This is a genomic window from Flavobacterium beibuense, from assembly GCF_004151245.1.
Classification (GTDB): domain Bacteria; phylum Bacteroidota; class Bacteroidia; order Flavobacteriales; family Flavobacteriaceae; genus Flavobacterium; species Flavobacterium beibuense_A.
The window spans coordinates 420,233-436,096 of sequence record NZ_JUIW01000001.1 but is presented as its reverse complement, the minus strand read 5'-3'; the positions used below and the strand labels follow the sequence as shown (position 1 = coordinate 436,096).

Here is a 15,864-nt window from a genome sequence, read left to right as displayed (position 1 = left end):
AAATTTAAGACAAATTTGTCAGCTTTCTGCTTTTTTTAACCTTCTGTAGCTCTAATCTAAGCTTATTTAAAGATTTCTTAGCCTTATTATGATATTGGTAAATCACAAAAAGCGCTATTAAAATAAGGATTATTATTACAGAAAGATATATGTAGTAACGGTTTGTAAGCTGAGAGGTTTTTGTATCATATTCAACCATAAGTCCATCAATGGAATCACTTATTGATCTCCTCTCCGATTCTTTGATTATATCCTGATTGTGCAAAAACAATTTTCGATATTCCTGATACTTCTCCCAGTTATTCACCGAAAGATAATTATCGGCCAGTGCCATATAAACTCCCCTGTTTAAGATTAGGTCGCCCACATCTTTAGACAATAAAAGTGCTTCTTCCAAAACCTTTATAGCCTCATTATAATTCTGCTCATGGGTATAAACTTCTGCAAGCCCTTTTAAAGCAAATGCCTTCAGGCTTTTGGCATTTATAATTTCGGCATATAAAATTGCTTCCTCAAAACTTTCTTTGGCTTCTTTGTATTTCGTCAATGTATAATAACAATAACCTTTGTTATAATACATTATACTAAGATTAGGCTGTTCATTTTTGGTATTAAGCCTTTTATAATAGCTAATAGATTTATCCAAGAAAGGAATTGCCAGTTCGCAGCTAAAGCCCTCTTTGTAAATAAGCCCCCTAACAGCAAAGTTGGTAGCCCTTAAATAAACAGAGTCTTTAATTTTATATTTACCCAGTATACTCTCGCACTTGTCAATATATTCCAAAGCCTTGTCATAAACCTTTAGCTGTTGGTAAACAATAGCAATACTGTTTGCTATATTGGCATTGATATCCTGATTGTTCTCTTTTTTTGCTATGCTGTCACTTTTTAAACAGTACTTCAAAGCTTTTTGATAATCCCTTTTAGATGAGTATGCACTTGATAAAAGTAACAATCCCCTTGCCTTATCATAATTAGAGCTTTGAGGAGAAGAATAGATAGAATCCCCTATTCTGGTTGCTTCTTCAGGATCTTTATAAATATTGAGCCTTATAGCTTTTATAATACTGTCTATTTTATGCTCGGTTTGGGCAAAGCAGTTATAAGCACTCAAGAACAAAAGCACAACTAACAACGATATTTTTTTAAAACTATCCATGGTTATGCTTTTTTGTTATGAATTTCCTTTCCCAACATATCTATAAATACCGTAGGTGCTATACCGGTTATAGATTTAAACACGGTTGCAAAACTACTGTGTGAAGAAAATCCGCTTTCCTCTGCCAGATAACTTATTTTATAATTAAGGTACTCAGGTTCATTTTTAAGTTTCTCAATTATATAGTTTACCCTTAATTTATTTATGTAAGCATTAAAATTATCGTTGTAATGCTTATTAATAATTTCCGAAAGATATTTAGTATTCGTATCAAGCTGTGCAGCCAGTGTTGCCAGTGACATATCTTTACTGGTATACTTAACCGTAGATTCAAACTTTTTAAGACCCACTAAAATATTCTGCTCCGTCTCGGTAGGTATAGACAGTTTTTTAGGCGATATGCTTTTCACTTTATCAACCGAGTCTACCAGAAGTTTATTGGTTATCTCAAGGTAGCCTATAATTTCTTTTAGTCTTTTCTTTTTAGCCTTGTTTGAGAAGTATAACAGATTACCAAACAATGCTATTAAGAAAAGAGCTCCCAAAGCAGAAAAAACAATAGCCTTAAGACTGTTCTCTTTTGTTTCTAAATTTAGAGCCTGCTCTTCATTAATATAATTATAGGCAGAATTTACCGCAGATGTTTCCAGATCGTAAACCTTTTTGTTATATGATAGAAAAGCATCATTATACTTTAAATGATTTTCCTTGTCATTAAGGCCAAGATAGTTTATGGCAACCCTGTTGTTAAGTTTTTCAAGCAGGTAATTATTTTCTGAGTCACCCAGTCTTTTTAAGTGCTGCGTAAGCTTATCAAGAGCAGCAGTATAGTCTTTTTTAAAATAATCAAGATCGGCAGTACCAAGAACCAAAGCTGTTTCAGTAAGCAGGTTAGTATTTTTATGATCTTTTACATATGAGGCTGAAGCTAAATTGTAATACTTATAACTCTCTTCATACTTTTCCAAGCCCTTATAAGCTTTGGCTTTTATAAGATAATAAACATCCGAAAGCTGACCCTCTTCTATTTCCTTTCTATACTTATCTAAAGTATTAATTACAGTAATAGCCTGAGTATAGTTTTCCTGATCAATGAACATATTAGCTTCTTCAAAAGTAAGTTTTATGTCCAGATAAGATTTAAGTGAAGCATTATCCTCCTTCTCCTTCAGTATTTTTACAACACTAACATAGTTGTCAAACTGATTGTATAGTTTAAGGGTTCTTGCCAAAAAAGCCTTATGGAAAACAATTTCTGCCTTTAAGGAGTCATTAACCTTATTAATAAGTCTGTTTGCCTTAAAAAGACTTTCAGCGGTTTTATCATAATCACCCTTAGCTATATTAATATCGGCTTCTATCAGGTATACTGTAACATGATCATCCGCTGTGCTGGCTTTCTTGAGCATATGATCTGTTAGCTTTAAGGCCTCATTCGGACTAAAAAAAGCCATTTCATGTGCTTTATTTATCATACGCATATCCTCATCATTTTCCTGAGAAAATAATGGTGAAACTAAAAACAGTAGTACAAATAACACATACTGCCCAAACAGCCTATTATTACTTAAAATCATTAGCTTGCTTCCTGATAGCTTTGTATAAATCTAACAAAATTTCTGTAAGAAATTATTATAGTGCAAATATACTTTTAATAGTTAAGCAAACCCTGATTATTTAGAATATAACAATATAAACATAAAAGGCGGCCATAAAAGCCGCCTTTACAAATCAATCACAATTTAATCACTTTAATCAAAAATTATAACTCCATCAACAAGTTATTTTAAATCACCTTTCCATAACAGCAATCCTCCATTAAGATTAACTGTATTTTCAAATCCGTAGCTCTCCATTAACTGACAAGCCATACCGCTACGATTTCCGCTCCTGCAGTACACATAATAATTTTTATCACGGTCAAGCTTTTTAATTTTATCAAAAAAATGCTCTCTCTCAAAAAAATTAATACAAACAGCATTAGGCAGTGTACCTTCGGCACATTCATCTTCAGTCCTTACATCAAGTATAACCGCATTAGGATCCTCCTCTATAAGCGTTTCCCATTCGTCCTGTCTTACATTTTTCATATTAATTAATTACTTACTGTTAGGTTATTGTATTTTTTCCATTCGGCCATACCGGCAGAATAATTTTTTACTTTAATTCCCTTTTTACGAAGTAGTGAAGCCGCTATAGCTGCACGATCTCCGCTCTGGCAGTGTATAACCACCTCTTTTTTTGTATCTATCCTGTTAAGGTTATCCTTTAATGTACCGGTAAACAGGTTTATGGCTCCCTCAATGTGGTCAGCGTTATATTCTGCTTCTCCCCTTACATCAATTATCTGTACGTTTGTTTTACCAATATGGTTTTTGAATTCGTCAATTGAAATCACATCCGATTTTTGTAATTCAAACCCCATTTCCTCCACATTGTCAATATATCCGTAGATATTATCCAGGCCTATTCTCATAAGTTTTCTGGTAAGGTCTTCCATCTGGCTTTCGTCAGCTATAAGAATAAACTGTTCCTCATAATCAAGCATCCAGCCACACCAGGTAGCAAAAGAGTTGTTACCCTGTATGTTTATAGTATCGGGTATAAAACCGTTTGCAAAATCGGCTTTGTTACGGGTGTCAATAATGGTCATCCCTTTTTCGTAAGCGTCAAGAAATTCTGCTTTAGAAAGTTTGGCATGCTTAGGCACTTCTACCAGTAATGGCCTGTCTACCTTATTAAGCTTTTTCATCATTGCAAAATACTTAGGAGGTTCCGGCTGATCGGCAAGCAGATAGTCTGTAAAGCCCTTTTCATTATTTTCATATTGAAAAGCCCAGTTTCTTATTTTTTCGTACCCCACTGTAGAACTTGGCACTGCGCCTAAAGCTTTACCACATGCAGAACCTGCTCCATGCCCGGGCCACACCTGTATATGGGCAGGAAGCGAGGCAAACTTGTCTATTGATTTATACATCTGTTTTGCGCCTATATCCTGAGTACCTTTTAGGCCTGCCGCTTTTTCAAGAAGATCAGGCCTGCCTATATCACCTACAAACACAAAGTCTCCTGTAAACAGCATTACAGGTTCATCGGTAGCAGGATGGTCGGTAAGCAGGAAGCTTATGCTCTCAGGTGTATGTCCAGGTGTATGTATAACCTCTAATGTCAGGTTACCTACTTTAATAATATCACCGTTTTTAAGACCTACATGATCAAATTCATATTGCCAGTCTGGACCTCCTTCATCAGAAAGGTACATTTTAGCCCCTGTTACCTTTGCCAGCTCTCTCGATCCTGTAAGGAAATCGGCATGAATATGGGTCTCTGCAATATGAGTGATTGTCATATTGTTTTGTTTTGCTATTTCCAGATAAGTATCTATATCTCTTTTAGCGTCTATTACAATTGCTTCTCCTTTAGCCTGACAACCTATAAAGTAACTTGCCTGAGCTAAAGTTTTATCGTATACATGTTGAAAATACATAACTTAAATATTTATTGTTTATACTCCAAAATTAGATTATTCCGTTTGCTTGTTCAGTAACAAAAGTTACACAAACAACTTATTTTCAATTACATAAAAATTTCTTTTATCAAAATATAGATACCCATTACTAATACAAACCACCCAAAGCCTATTTTAAGTTTTTCGCCCGGAATTTTATTTGACAACGCTATACCAATAAAGATTCCGATTACCGACATTAAAGTAAAGATCAGTAAAAAAGGCCAGTCTATATTACTTTGCCCCACATCTCCCATAAAACCGGCCAATGACTGGATGGCAATAATAAAAAGTGAAGTTCCTACGGCCTTTTTCATAGGCATATGTGCCAAAAAAACCAATGCAGGTATTATTAAGAATCCGCCCCCGGCACCTACAGCTCCTGCTAAAACCCCTATAAGCACCCCCAAAACGACCAACCTGAAATAGGAGACATCAATATTTGCTGTGATAGTACCGGAGTTTCCGAATCTTATCATTCGTACGGATGCTGTTAGCATTACTACTGCAAACAACACCATTAATAATAAAGATTTTGTAACCAAAACTGTTCCTGCGGAGAATACCACATCGGGTATTGCAGGTATAACAAATGCCCTAACCAAATAGGCAGCTATTAAAGATGGTATACCAAATATCCATACTATGCTAAAGTCCACATTCTTGTTAAAGGCATTACGCAACCCTCCTACCAAAGCTGTACTACCTACCACAAAAAGGGAATAAGCAGTTGCGAGCACAGGGTTAACCGTTAATAAATATACTAAAATGGGTACGGTAAGTATAGATCCACCACTACCTATAAGGCCAAGGGAAACACCTACCAAAAGGGCAAGAAAATAGCCTGAAACCATTGTTACATCCATAAGTGTATGCTTTAATAATTTCAGGCTAAATTAGTATGTGGTAAAAAGCTGGGCAGTAACAAAAGTTACACTGGGCTTTTTTTATTTTAAAAGAACAATATTATTTCGGTTCAGTTTTATTTTACCTTCGTTTTCAAAGGCTTTTAATAATCTGGACACCACTACTCTCGAGGTATTAAGCTCGTAAGCTATTTCCTGATGGGTATTATTAATAATATTTGAATTATTAACCTTTGCTTTCTCTTTAAGATAATTAAGCAGGCGTTCATCCATTTTCATAAAGGCAAGGTTATCTACTGCGCTAAGCATTTCGCTTAAGCGCTTATTATAACTGGTAAAAACAAAGTTGCGCCAACTTTTGTACTTACCCAGCCATTCCTCCATTTTATTTACAGGAATCATGGCAAGACTACCCTTATTTTCGGCTATTGCTCTTATCTCGCTTTTGGTATCACCCATACAGCATGCAAGTGTCATGGCACAGGTATCTCCCCTTTCAAGAAAATAAAGCAATAAGTCGCCCTCATCCCTGTCTTCCCTTAGTATTTTTATTGCTCCGGTTAACAGCAAAGGCATTCTTCTTATATACTCACCAATTTCAATAAGCCTGTCGCCTTCTTCAAATTCAACAAGAGTAGAAACTTCTGCTATTTCCTTTATAAGGGCTTCTTCAAAAATATTGCCGTAGGCCTGTTTAATCAGTTCTTCCATTGTGTTTTGGTTGATTGTTTAAATATACAAATTAATGTGGCAGCTTGTCTTTTATAAGTCCGTAAACCCAGGTACCGCCCACTGCTCCTGCAATTACAATAAGTATAGGATAAAATCCTGCACCTGCCAGTACAAACATAGGTCCCGGGCATGCACCTGCCAAAGCCCAGCCTAATCCGAAAAGGATACCTCCAAACATATACCTGGAAAAACTCTTGTCTTTAGGTACAATCATTATCGGATTACCCGACAGATCTTTCATCCTTTTTCTCTTTATAAGCTGAACCAAAAGCACTCCTAACCCCAGTGCCGATCCTATTATTCCATACATATGAAAAGACCTGAACTGAAACATTTCATAAATGCGAAACCACGAAGCTGCCTCCGATTTAAACATTACTATCCCGAAGAAAGTACCAACTATTAAAAAAATTATATTTCTCATTGTCTTGCTATTAAAAAATTAAAGGAAACACAAGGTGTACCATAATTAGTCCTCCCACAAAAAATCCTACTACAGCTATAAGTGAAGGTAACTGAAGGTTGCTTAGTCCTGAAATGGCATGCCCCGAAGTACAGCCCCCGGCATAGCGGGCACCAAATCCTACCAAAAATCCACCTATCAAAAGAATTATGATTGTTTTTACCGAAGAAAAAGCTTCGTTCCCAAAAAATTCTGTAGGTACATAGGCTTTTCCGGCGCTTTCAAACCCCATTCCTTTTAAATCGGCTATTGTATCAGGATTAATATCAGGTACCGGATTTCCAGATAAAAAATTGAAAGCTATAAATCCGCCTACTATAGCTCCAATCATAATTAGAAGGTTCCATTTTTGAGAACGCCAGTCAAAGCAAAAAAAATCGCAGGTACTTCCGGCTCCACACATGGTACAAATAGTACGAAGGTTAGACGACATACCAAAGTTCTTTCCTAGAAATAAAAGCAACGCCATTGTAAGCGTAATTAAAGGTCCGGCCACATACCATGTCCAAGGTTGAAAAATCCAGTTCATGTTATTTTATTTTTCGGCAAAGTAACAGTATATACAAAGACTGGTCAGTAGCTTTTGTTACATAACAAAAAAAGCAGCCATGAGGCTGCTTTTTTTGTTATGTAACAAAAAAAGCAGCCATGAGGCTGCTTTTTTATATACTAAATATCTATTATTAATTCTTATCCTTTACACAACGAAAACCTACATGCTCCTGTCCGCTGTCCTCTGAGTTTGCCATTCGGGCATCAGGCCTGTAGCTTGAGCAATACTGTTCACTACATAAAAAAGAACCTCCTTTTATCACTCTCTTAGGGCTGTAAGGATCATTAGGATCATAACTTACCTCCGGGCCTTTAGGACTATGGCACTCTCTCATCCCTGATGTTTTATACATCTTATAAGTATCCGGTCTGTAACGGTCGTCCGTAAGTTCCCATACGTTACCTATCATATCATACAAACCATATCCGTTTGGTTGAAAATTCTTTACAGGAGCCAGCCTGTCAAAACCATCGGCATCGGTATTATGATAAGGAAAATCTCCCTGAAAGAAATTCGCCTGATAAACACCCGCTGGGGTCAGTTCGTTACCCCATGCAAAGTTTTGATTGTCCTTTCCTCCCTGTGCTGCATATTCCCATTCTGCCTCTGTAGGTAATCTTTTACCTGCCCATTTTGCATAGGCCTGAGCATCTTCATAAGCCACCTGCACTACCGGGTAATTACCTTTTCCTTTAATATCGCTATCAGGCCCCTGCGGATGTCTCCAGTTAGCACCTGGCATCCAGGCCCACCATAGTGAATAATCATTTAAAGGCACAGGTCCTGAAGGTGGTGCAAATACCAGTGAACCGGGAACAAGTATAGAGTCGTGCGGTTTAGGTGTCCCGGGAGGTAATTGTTTTTTCATCTCTTCCCAGTCAATTTCCCTTTCTGCAACAGTTTTATACCCCGTTGCTTTTACAAAGGCTTCAAACTGGTCGTTTGTAACTTCGGTTTCATCTATCCAATAACCATCCATTTTGGTTAGTACGGCAGGCCCCTCGGTATTGGCTGCATCTGCACTGCTGTTCCCCAGCATAAATTCCCCGCCTTTAATCCAAACCATCCCTTTAGGTTTATTGGCAGGAACGGCATCAGTATTATCTGCAAGGGTATCAGTATTTTTTTTGTCCTGGCAGGAGCAAAAAACAAATGCAATTGCCAGTATAAGGTAGTTTAGTTTCATTGGTAGTGATTATTTAGAAAATTTGATTTTATTGCCAAAAGTATAAGTCGCAGTTAAAGAAGGTCCGTTATATCCCCATTTAAAAAAGCCGTTAAGCCTTTCTTTCTCTACATCTACCCTTATATTTAAACCTGTATATCCTGCCGTAATACTAAAGTTTTTATAGATATTATATAATACAGACAAGTTATAGCTTATTATCCTTCCCCTAATATTATCTATAGTAAGGGATAAATAATTGATGTTTGTATAAAGTCCGAATTTAGGCCCCAGTACAAATTCGCCCCAAGCACCAATATCAGGTAAAGGTGCAGTAAAGTCAAAATTATCCTCTACTCCCACCGAGCCTATATTTGTATCTAACTGCAATCCCATATCACCAAAAATCACGTGAGCACCTATAAGTAATCCGGCCTCATATTTTGGTTTGCTTAAAATAGCATAGCTATATGCCAGCCTCGCAATGTTATTATCAAAAAAAGCAGATACCGATGCATTTACAGGATAAACATGATCCCCGAATTCTATTTCTCTGTCTAATGTTTTAGTTGACTCCCTCCTAAGATAGAAATATTCTAATACTAATCTTGATCTTCTTGAGATACGCCATTGAAAATCGGCTATAAAAGAAGTAGTACTTTTGCTGAACCCTAAATCATCTTCCAGGTCTATTGTAGTCCCAAAATTACCATTATTGTTCCCTACCCTTACCTGAGTATTGTTTACGGGAAAAAAGGCACCCGCATTAAATTTAAATCTCCTGGCATACCAAAAAGGAAGATCATCCGGTAAAATCTGAGGAATTTCATCTTCTGTCTGAACAACAATGGTATCCAGTTGTAATTCTGTTTGTGCTGTAACTGACAGACTCAAAAAATAAAATAAAGGTGCGAACAATAATTTCTTCATGGCGTGAAAATATTGGTTGATGTATTAAAGTTAGAAAAACATCTGACTATAAGCAACATAAATCAAGTTTTTTACTAGTTAAGCACCCTGCTAACACCTATACTTACAGTATAACTGTCATAAGCATTCCACCGGAAATCATAATTAAGGGCTGCACCTACCTCCCATTTTTCAGATACCTCAATTCCATATTCGTAGCCCAGCCTGTTAAGAAAAAGATTTTCCTCTTTTTCAAACTCACCACCTATACCAAACATTATTGTATGATTACCAAACTTTCTCATTCCCATTATGGCTGGAGCAATTGGAAAGCTTCTCTCTAATGAAGCATCATCACCTAAATTTTCATCGACCGTAAATTTATCAACCGTAATATCCGTATGAAGCCCTAATCCCCATTTTTCATTGAACCAATAATTATAATCAATACCCCATGCAGGTAATGATATCAGCTTATTTTCTGAATTATCCACACCATTAAAAATATTAACGTGGCTAATGGAAATACCGAATGTTTGATGGTGCCCCGAACTTTTCTCCTCTTGCGCAAAACCTTTTACAGAGAAAAAGAAAGCCATAAAAAAGTATAGTGGTAATAGCTTTTTCATTCCGGAATATTTAATAAAGTTAATCTCTTTTAAAGTTAACCATTAAACCCTTAATTTTTTGTTAAAACAAAAAAGACAGCATAACACTGTCTTTACAATAATATATTTATTCATAAATTTTTAAAAATACACCTTACACCCAGGTAAAGCTTTTTTAATCCTCTCTTTCTCAGCAGTATTTATATTATTACCTGCAAGTATCAGTGTTTTTAAACCTGTAAGCTTATCAATATCTTTTGGTAATTCGGTAAGGTTATTATTGGCAAGGGTTAAAAGCTCAAGTTGTGTTAAGTTTTGAATGCTATCCGGTAATTTTATAAGCTTATTATTATTAAGCATTAATGTTTTAAGCGATGTTAACTTCCCTATTTCCTGAGGTAAATATTTAAGGCTGTTGTATTCCATATTAAGGATCTCAAGATTAGGAAAATTAAACCAACTACCATCAAACTCATTAAACTGATTATAGCTCAACTGAAGATTTTTTAGTTTTTTTAGCTTGGCTATGTTTTGAGGAAGATAACTTAACTGATTATTGTCCATCTCTAATATTTCAAGATTTTTACAATTACCGATACCCTCCGGTACAGAAACGAGTGAATTTACAGAGAGATGCAGGTATCTTAGCTTTGTAAGTTCTTTTATTTCCTGTGGAAGGTAGGAAATATCATTATCCGAGAGGTCTATCCTAATAAGGTTGCTTAGCTTGCCTATTTCTTGAGGAAGGTATTTTATAGAGTTAAGCTTAAAGTTAAGGATTTCAAGGTTTTTAAGTGTAAAAATTTCCTCATCCCAATACTCCAGGTTATTACGCATAAGGTTTAAAAATTCCAGATGCTCCAGTTTGCTTAAGTCAGCTGGTACATAAAAAAGTTTCTGATCCCTTAAATTAAGCTGCTTTGCATTTTTATCTGCCATTGCTTCCTGCACACTGTAGTACACAGGTATATTAATAGGATCGGCATACTGAGCCTTTGCATAAACACTCCCTAAAATAAAAACCGTTAAAGCTAAAATTCGTTTTTTCATCATACATTTAAATTGAAAAAAGGACCGGTACTACTACCGGTCCTTGTATATTATTTTGAATAAAGTATTAGTTTACTTTAATCATTTTGTATGAACCTGATTTCTCACCAACTTTAATATTGATGATAAACACCTGCTCGTTGAACTGAGTTAAGTTAAGGTCAATTTTTTGTGAACCTCCAACTGACTGGGTTTGTTCTACAGCAACTTTTCTACCTACAAGGTCATATATTTCTATAGCTACATCCTGTCCTGCTTCACCGTTAAGCTCTACAGTTACCTGACCTCTTGTTGGGTTAGGATAAATGCTTACCATACCTTTAAGAGTATCTTCTAAACCTAAAGCAGAATCAACTACAATATAATCGTTTTTAAGGTTAGCTTCACTATCACCTGCTACGTTAGTAGATACAAGTGTTACGTTGTATGTTCCTTCTTCTGCATAAGTAACTGTTGGGTTAGCATCAGTAGAAGTAGCAGGCTCACCACCTTCAAATGTCCATAACCATGAAGTTGGGTTGTTTGTACTTAAGTCAGTAAATGTTACTACCTGTCCTTGTCCTACCTCAACATCGTCAGCAACGAAATCTGCAACAGGAGCCTGAACTCCAAGCTGAGATCTGTTAGCGATAACAACAGTAGCAGAAGCATTTAGATTAACATCTTCAAATGATGCATCTACCTGAGCATTGTTACTGCCATCAGGGTGCTGTACAGAGAAGAAACCATATTTAAAGTCTGGAGTGAATGTTAAACCTGTTGGCTCAGAACCTGCAGGCATAGACGAGTGTAGTAAAACCTGAGGAGCTCCCTGAGAGTGGTTAGGGCGTATTACCCAAATGTAGTTTAATCCACCATCCTGAAGTACCCAAAGGTTACCTTTATCATCAAAAGTAAGGTTATCGTTACCGTCACCCCAAGGCTCAGTATAACTTGTACCGTTAACGTCAAGTTCATAATCCATACCTCCTACAAAAGTTTCAAAATCAGAAACTGTAGTACCGTTATCAGTAAAACGGTAAACACGGTCTAAACCTTTAGCAGTAAAGTATACTTTACCGTCTATTGGGCTAATTTCACAGTCTTCAACACCGTTAAAAGCTGTACCACCTAATGCAGCTGCATTAGCTGTCATAGTATTTCTGTCTGCAGCAGTAGCATTAGGAACCTCAATCCAAGTAGCAGTACTTGAAGTTGGCTCATTGCTTGAAAGTGCAGTATCTAAATGAAGTACATAAACAGTACCTGAAGATAAATCGTTAGCATTATCGGCAACAAATTTGTAAACACAGTGTGTACCACCGTCTTCACCATAGTAAGCTGTAGTACCATCTGCAGAAACCACTACGTTTTCATGGTTCATTCTACCCATAGCCCATAATTTTTCCTGCTTACCATTACCATATTCCATTACCTGAGCAGTTACCGGATCTATTTCCACTAACCAACCCACATCTTGGTAATCGTCACTGTTTGCATCACCACCTGAAGTATTTTCTTCTGCAGTAATTATTGTACCCCATGGAGTAACACCACCTGAACAGTTTCTTATAGTAGTTACAAGGTCGTTGTTTTGGAATTCTACCGGTTGAGTATTATCAAGCACCCAAAGGTTAGTTTCCTCATCTAAGTGCATATCTAAGATAGATACACCACCAGGATTATTCTCGTGGTTTACAGCAAGATATCCAAGCTCGGAGCTTCCTTCCATAGGCACATAACCTGTAAAGTCATGATTACCCGGTACAGTACCAGAACCATCCATATAAGCATCTCCCTGTTTGAACAGTAACTGGAATTTATGCTCTTCCGGGATTATAAGGTAAGGCATTTGAGAAGTAGGCATGATAGAAGTAAAACACCCGATGTGTCCTTCTTCGCATACGAAATCTTCCGGAGCATCTTTAATATACATATCAAATCCAAGGTCAGAACTCTGTCCGTCACGATTGTGCATCTCAACAGCGATTCTGTTTACACCTTCCTGGAAAATTGATTTTGGAAGATGGAATACCTGGAATCTTTTCTCATCAGCACCATCAATGATACTTGCTGAATTCGTTAAATAGTTAATTGCACCTGTTGGCATATTGTCTCTGATAACTTCTTCTCCGTTAATATAAACAATAACACCATCATCTCTTCTGATACCGAATTCAACCATATCAGCAACTTCAGAAAGAGTAACATTCATATCTCTAACAAAGTAACTTGTAATGTATTTGTTTCCTGCATCAGGACCGTAAGAGATAACTGTTTTAGTTGGGTCACCATAACCTAGAGGAGCCTCTCCTGTAGACCATGCAGAAACATCATAAGATGAAAGTCTCCAGTCTGTAGCATCAAGACCTGTACCTAAATCAAAATAAGACCACTCAGAGTCTTTAGAAAGAGGATAAGTAGCCGGAGTTAAAGGAGGCATCATTGTAGCAACTGTATTTTTTACAGCTACTTTCTTATCAGCAGTTGTGTTTTTTTCAGCTGTGGCTTGCTTGGCTTCATCAGCTTTAGCCGGGGTCGTTACAGAGAAGTTCCCTGTATTAAAGTTGATTACTGCAAAGCTCCAAAGAGAGAACAGTAAACTTAAAGAAAGTAAACTTTTTTTCATGCTTTAATTATAGTTTTGGTTTTTACATGGCAAAACTACCTTCTGCATGTTTCCTTAGCCTGAAGTCACCTTTAAGGTTTATTTAAACTAATGTTACCCGTTTTAAAAAACAATTAAATATAAAAGCAAAATTTCTCCCTATGTTTACTCAATGTAAATCTTCAGATTATTTTTCTATAGCAGATATATCAGTAAGAGATTTTAAAAAAGCGATAAGGTCTTTCTTTTCCTGCTCTGTAAGACCCAGAGCATCAGACCCAAGTGTTTGGTTAGTTACCGAAAGCCCCAAACCTTCACCCCCACCGTTATCATAAAAATCGATAACTTCTTCGAGGGTACTGTAAGCTCCATTATGAAAATATGGCGGTGTGAGCTGCACGTTTCTTATAGTAGTGGTTTTAAACGATCTTTCATAAATCCAGGCATACTCTGTAAGTACCTGATTGTTTATCCTGCCTAAATCACTGTCAAGTTGCGGTGATTTATTATCCGGAGTAACCAAAACTCCTAGTATCTCACTTTCATTCTCGTTATAAAAAGGCGGTACAAGTCCACTAAAGGTTGGCGCAAAGTGGCAGGTAGCACAATTAGCCTTACCTGTAAATAAATTAAACCCTCTTTTTACCTCAGCAGAAATATCTGCCAGCTCTCCTCTTACGTATTTATCAAAAGGACTGTCAAACGATTTTAATGAAAGTACATAAGACACAAGTGCCTTAGAGAAATTCTCCCTGTTAACAGCATTTTTACCGAATACTTTTTTAAACAGATCGGCATACTTATTATCATTTTCCAGCTTTTTAAGTATATCACTGTAAGCCGTATTAAATTCGTCATGATTAAATATTACGTGTTCTGCCTGCTGCTCAAGACTAAAAGCTCTCAGGTCATAAAAATACCTGTCGGCATAAACAGCATTTAAAAGTGTAGGCGCATTTCTAAGCACGGTTTTACCCTGTACACTGCTTAACGATTTAGGAACACCATCCGTAAAACCTTTTTCAGGGTTATGACATGATGCACAGCTTAGCGAACCATCGCTACTCAAAACAGGGTCATAAAACAACGACTTCCCTAAATTTCTCAGGGCTTCGCTATCATCTTCCTTATTAAGCTCTGTAAAATAATACGGATTCAAAAAATCGGCTGCAAATATGGATGTGCTTTCAGGATTCCATCCTGAAGTTTGTTTCAAATACTCAGGAATACCGTTCCCCTGTATCTCTCCAAGTTTTTTATATAACGGGTCTATATAGATTTTTAAAAAAGTAAGCCTATCAAAATCTTCAAATGATATAGAACTGTTTAAATAAGCCAACCCTCCTTTAAACAACTCTATTACCTTGTTTTTATCGGCTGTATTGCCCTGATTGTTATTCTCCGTAAAGAATGCCAGCATTCCTTCAAACGAGGCTCTGGACTCCTCTATTCCGTTTAAAGAACCCGGAGTATCAAAACCTGTAACTCCCATGCTAAAAATTCTAACTAACTGCAGCCTCATAGCAGTTAAGTTATACTGATTTTTGAATTCCTGACTGCTAAGGCTATTATACAGTACCCCATATTTGCTCTTAACGTTTTTAGCTACCGCAGCAATTCTTGACTTTTCCTTATCTGCCTCATCAGAAAAAACCAACTCATCAAGAACCTGTAACCCTTCCGGACTTACCACCTTTGGCCTTGTACCTTCTTTTTCTATCTGCATAAGCGGCGCACCGTTTATATGGCTGTTTACATACTCTGCATAATAAAAAGCCAAAAAGAATTCAACTTTTTTATAAGAAAGTCTGGTATCTTTTAAAGTATGCTGAAGTGAATCAAGGCTAACTTTACCCTGCCTGTAACTGTTTGCCGTATTATCCAGTAGTTCCAGTGCGTTGCTGAAGTCTGAAAAATAATTGGTTATTACCTTTGGCGGCGTAGAGGAAGTTTTGCCCTTAAAGGAAATAAAAACCAAGGCAAAAAAAGCTATTACCAGGGCTAAAACAGTTTTTTTATAATATGCTGACATAATTGTAATAGTATCAAAAGGCAAACTTACTTAGCTACTGTATGGCACACATTAACCCCGCATTAAGAAATGATTAAGCTAAGCATAACACTTCAACCATAGCATTTGCTGTAGTTTTGCACAGATGATTGTTTAAAAAACGGTACTATTTTTTAAGTTTACACTTCAGTTTCAATTAATAATTTTAGTAAATTGTACTATCAAAAAAATTACTCAATCTCAATCAAATCAA

At 36.6% G+C, this 15,864-nt stretch carries 14 protein-coding genes; all 14 read right to left on the bottom strand.

The annotated features are described in order from the left end of the window. Window positions 1-4 precede the first annotated feature (4 nt). Window positions 5-1,159 carry a tetratricopeptide repeat protein gene (locus NU09_RS02130; RefSeq protein WP_129749596.1) on the bottom strand — a complete coding sequence of 385 codons (1,155 nt, stop codon included), beginning with the start codon at window positions 1,157-1,159 and terminating at the stop codon, window positions 5-7. Window positions 1,160-1,161: 2 nt separating this feature from the next. Beyond that, entirely contained in the window at window positions 1,162-2,736 is a 1,575-nt protein-coding gene (locus tag NU09_RS02125) for a helix-turn-helix domain-containing protein (protein ID WP_129749595.1), read from the bottom strand. Between the two features lie 204 nt (window positions 2,737-2,940). Then, window positions 2,941-3,249, bottom strand: a complete 309-nt coding sequence (locus NU09_RS02120) for a rhodanese-like domain-containing protein (protein ID WP_129749594.1) — start codon at window positions 3,247-3,249, stop codon at window positions 2,941-2,943. A 5-nt stretch (window positions 3,250-3,254) separates the two neighbouring features. Further along, window positions 3,255-4,646: an MBL fold metallo-hydrolase gene (locus NU09_RS02115; RefSeq protein WP_129749593.1), complete on the bottom strand. Its 1,392-nt coding sequence runs from the start codon at window positions 4,644-4,646 to the stop codon at window positions 3,255-3,257. Between the two features lie 89 nt (window positions 4,647-4,735). Next, window positions 4,736-5,533: a sulfite exporter TauE/SafE family protein gene (locus NU09_RS02110; RefSeq protein WP_129749592.1), complete on the bottom strand. Its 798-nt coding sequence runs from the start codon at window positions 5,531-5,533 to the stop codon at window positions 4,736-4,738. Window positions 5,534-5,614: 81 nt separating this feature from the next. Continuing rightward, window positions 5,615-6,244 (bottom strand): Crp/Fnr family transcriptional regulator, encoded by a 630-nt coding sequence (locus NU09_RS02105; protein ID WP_129749591.1) that lies wholly within the window; start codon window positions 6,242-6,244, stop codon window positions 5,615-5,617. 31 nt (window positions 6,245-6,275) lie between these two features. Beyond that, window positions 6,276-6,689: a DUF6691 family protein gene (locus NU09_RS02100; protein WP_129749590.1), complete on the bottom strand. Its 414-nt coding sequence runs from the start codon at window positions 6,687-6,689 to the stop codon at window positions 6,276-6,278. 10 nt (window positions 6,690-6,699) lie between these two features. Further along, a complete protein-coding gene (locus tag NU09_RS02095) occupies window positions 6,700-7,257 on the bottom strand; it encodes a YeeE/YedE family protein (protein ID WP_129749589.1) in 558 nt (185 codons plus the stop codon). A 154-nt stretch (window positions 7,258-7,411) separates the two neighbouring features. Beyond that, entirely contained in the window at window positions 7,412-8,467 is a 1,056-nt protein-coding gene (locus NU09_RS02090; RefSeq protein WP_129749588.1) for a formylglycine-generating enzyme family protein, read from the bottom strand. Between the two features lie 9 nt (window positions 8,468-8,476). Beyond that, entirely contained in the window at window positions 8,477-9,376 is a 900-nt protein-coding gene (locus NU09_RS02085; RefSeq protein WP_129749587.1) for a hypothetical protein, read from the bottom strand. A 74-nt stretch (window positions 9,377-9,450) separates the two neighbouring features. Then, a complete protein-coding gene (locus tag NU09_RS02080) occupies window positions 9,451-9,984 on the bottom strand; it encodes a hypothetical protein (protein WP_129749586.1) in 534 nt (177 codons plus the stop codon). A gap of 120 nt (window positions 9,985-10,104) precedes the next feature. After that, window positions 10,105-11,013, bottom strand: a complete 909-nt coding sequence (locus NU09_RS02075; RefSeq protein ID WP_165357639.1) for a leucine-rich repeat domain-containing protein — start codon at window positions 11,011-11,013, stop codon at window positions 10,105-10,107. Between the two features lie 67 nt (window positions 11,014-11,080). Next, the gene (locus NU09_RS02070; protein ID WP_129749584.1) at window positions 11,081-13,621 is read right to left on the bottom strand and encodes an alkaline phosphatase PhoX; all 2,541 of its coding nucleotides are present in this window, start codon (window positions 13,619-13,621) and stop codon (window positions 11,081-11,083) included. A gap of 166 nt (window positions 13,622-13,787) precedes the next feature. Next, window positions 13,788-15,632 carry a cytochrome-c peroxidase gene (locus NU09_RS02065; RefSeq protein WP_129749583.1) on the bottom strand — a complete coding sequence of 615 codons (1,845 nt, stop codon included), beginning with the start codon at window positions 15,630-15,632 and terminating at the stop codon, window positions 13,788-13,790. Between the last annotated feature and the right edge of the window lie 232 nt (window positions 15,633-15,864).

What these genes read in the sequence shown, in the direction of transcription:
- NU09_RS02065 (WP_129749583.1), bottom strand. Translation starts at nt 15,632, where the DNA reads ATGTCAGCATATTATAAAAAAACTGTTTTAGCCCTGGTAATAGCTTTT.
- NU09_RS02130 (WP_129749596.1), bottom strand. Translation starts at nt 1,159, where the DNA reads ATGGATAGTTTTAAAAAAATATCGTTGTTAGTTGTGCTTTTGTTCTTG.
- NU09_RS02075 (WP_165357639.1), bottom strand. Translation starts at nt 11,013, where the DNA reads ATGAAAAAACGAATTTTAGCTTTAACGGTTTTTATTTTAGGGAGTGTT.
- NU09_RS02125 (WP_129749595.1), bottom strand. Translation starts at nt 2,736, where the DNA reads ATGATTTTAAGTAATAATAGGCTGTTTGGGCAGTATGTGTTATTTGTA.
- NU09_RS02120 (WP_129749594.1), bottom strand. Translation starts at nt 3,249, where the DNA reads ATGAAAAATGTAAGACAGGACGAATGGGAAACGCTTATAGAGGAGGAT.
- NU09_RS02095 (WP_129749589.1), bottom strand. Translation starts at nt 7,257, where the DNA reads ATGAACTGGATTTTTCAACCTTGGACATGGTATGTGGCCGGACCTTTA.
- NU09_RS02080 (WP_129749586.1), bottom strand. Translation starts at nt 9,984, where the DNA reads ATGAAAAAGCTATTACCACTATACTTTTTTATGGCTTTCTTTTTCTCT.
- NU09_RS02070 (WP_129749584.1), bottom strand. Translation starts at nt 13,621, where the DNA reads ATGAAAAAAAGTTTACTTTCTTTAAGTTTACTGTTCTCTCTTTGGAGC.
- NU09_RS02090 (WP_129749588.1), bottom strand. Translation starts at nt 8,467, where the DNA reads ATGAAACTAAACTACCTTATACTGGCAATTGCATTTGTTTTTTGCTCC.
- NU09_RS02115 (WP_129749593.1), bottom strand. Translation starts at nt 4,646, where the DNA reads ATGTATTTTCAACATGTATACGATAAAACTTTAGCTCAGGCAAGTTAC.
- NU09_RS02110 (WP_129749592.1), bottom strand. Translation starts at nt 5,533, where the DNA reads ATGGATGTAACAATGGTTTCAGGCTATTTTCTTGCCCTTTTGGTAGGT.
- NU09_RS02100 (WP_129749590.1), bottom strand. Translation starts at nt 6,689, where the DNA reads ATGAGAAATATAATTTTTTTAATAGTTGGTACTTTCTTCGGGATAGTA.
- NU09_RS02105 (WP_129749591.1), bottom strand. Translation starts at nt 6,244, where the DNA reads ATGGAAGAACTGATTAAACAGGCCTACGGCAATATTTTTGAAGAAGCC.
- NU09_RS02085 (WP_129749587.1), bottom strand. Translation starts at nt 9,376, where the DNA reads ATGAAGAAATTATTGTTCGCACCTTTATTTTATTTTTTGAGTCTGTCA.